Annotated in this window: 2 protein-coding genes; both read right to left on the bottom strand. The window is 35.8% G+C overall.

Annotated elements, in window-relative coordinates; genetic code table 11:
- Window positions 1–79 precede the first annotated feature (79 nt).
- A complete protein-coding gene (locus NL42_RS16050; RefSeq protein WP_461313489.1) occupies window positions 80–673 on the bottom strand; it encodes a DUF6714 family protein in 594 nt (197 codons plus the stop codon).
- Window position 674: 1 nt separating this feature from the next.
- Window positions 675–1,770: hypothetical protein (locus NL42_RS16045; protein WP_461313488.1), on the bottom strand; the 1,096-nt coding region annotated here is incomplete at its 5' end.

The raw sequence follows: 1,770 nt of genomic DNA, 5'->3' as shown, positions 1-1,770 counted from the left end.
CTTTATAGAGAATGAGACGAACAGGCATAAAAAAAGGGCTTACACGTTATGAAACTATATAAACCCTTTATCGTTACACTCAGAATCCTAATAAACTTATATTATTTAAACACTCATCTACTCCTTCTTTCATCTCTAGAGATAGAGTGGAAATAAATAACAGAAAGTCTTTTAACACTTCTATTTGTGCTTTGGTAAAACAATTTAATAACTTAGAAATTTCTTCAAAAGTATTTAAACTTCTTAAACGATAAAACCAAGATAAAAAACTAGGTGAAGATAGAACTTCTGTGTCTTTTAAAACAGAACTCATAATAGCTGGGGTATAAAATAGAAATCCCTGAGGTTCTAAAAAACCAAAACCCGTATGGTAGTTGTCTAAATATGAAACAGGTATTTCAAAAGGATTACTGTATCTATTATTCATTTTCCTCTTTTCTTTAATTGCATTTACAGCCTCTTTAAAGTCCTCTCTAAACCAATTACCAGTCTCAAGAAGGAAAAGTTCCTGCTTTACCCATTCTTCCTCAGTTAAGTTTAAATCGGTGCGCCTTTTATCGAAGTACCAATAACTTGTATCGGCATAGTCTTCCTCAGGTAAGGTATAAGCATCTCCCAGAGTAACATTTTTATACTCGAATTCTATTTTCTTCTTTAAATTATCGATATTCATTTTATTGTCCTAAAGCACCTAGATAGCTTTTACAATCATTAGCGGTTGCTTTAGCCGCTCTTGCTTGAATTAAATGTTCTTGATCTTGTGGAGACCAGCACGCATTCTCTGCATCTCTAGCAGTTCCCAGCTCAGTATAAGCATTATATCTAGTGAGCAATTGACTAGAATTCATGCCAGCACTACATTTCCCTAGCCCATTAGTAACGTCTTTAGCATAGACTACTCTAGCCCTTATAGGTGTGTAAGACTCTCTAGAACAAACCCAGCAATCACCCTTTCCATTAGTAAGTCCACTTGGACAGTTATTATTAGCATTATTCTCAAGCTCTTGGACAACAGGTTCAGCCTGAACAGCATCATTTAAAATATTTTGCGTTGCAGTATTAGTTGCTACTTGAGCGTCTAAACTACCAGTATCTGCGTTGGAAATAACTTTTTCAGCAACGGCTTCAAGGGGTAAAGTAAATTCAGGTTTCGTAGGGTCATAATTTACATTCTGTACCCGTGAATATGGAATACCACCATCATGTTGAAATCCGCTTTGAGTATTAGTTGATTTAAATGTGCATGAACCTACCGTATCACCGGTAATACCAGTAAACTCATATTTCATAGTACTATATAGAGTATTTAAAATCGCATTTGTTCTACTACAAAGTTGTTCTTTGTTTGCTGCATAAATTTGATAATTCGGAAGTCCCCCAGCCACTTTGTAGTAATAAGGGAAATTAGGTGGTTTTATTGGATCTTTTTTTTGATACCTAATTTGATTATTCGCTGAATCCATTACCCAATCAACTGCATCAAGCAATTGATCTACAGCTATAGTTAAGGCAACTCCTGCGGCTCCGCCTCTCAATACCTCAGCTACTTGCTTTGTGTTCGGTGTTACTAATGCTGCTGAAACTCTAGTGTCTTTTACCGTATCAATTAATGTCGATGCCCCCATAACTGTCGAATTAGTAATAGACCAACCACCTAAAGGTGATATTGCTGGAGTCATCATTAGTGACGAAGCAGTTAAATTGTAATTAGTTACTGTTGGTGCTACTAATTCGGTTGTTTGTAATTGTGTCGTCTGAGTATCAGATTGA

Source organism: Acinetobacter sp. GN11 (assembly GCF_054823985.1).
Note: the sequence above shows the minus strand (reverse complement) of the source record. Positions and strands in the feature narration are given on the sequence as shown.

Coding starts and splice junctions, on each gene's coding strand:
- NL42_RS16050 (WP_461313489.1), bottom strand. CDS start 673: ATGAATATCGATAATTTAAAGAAGAAAATAGAATTCGAGTATAAAAAT.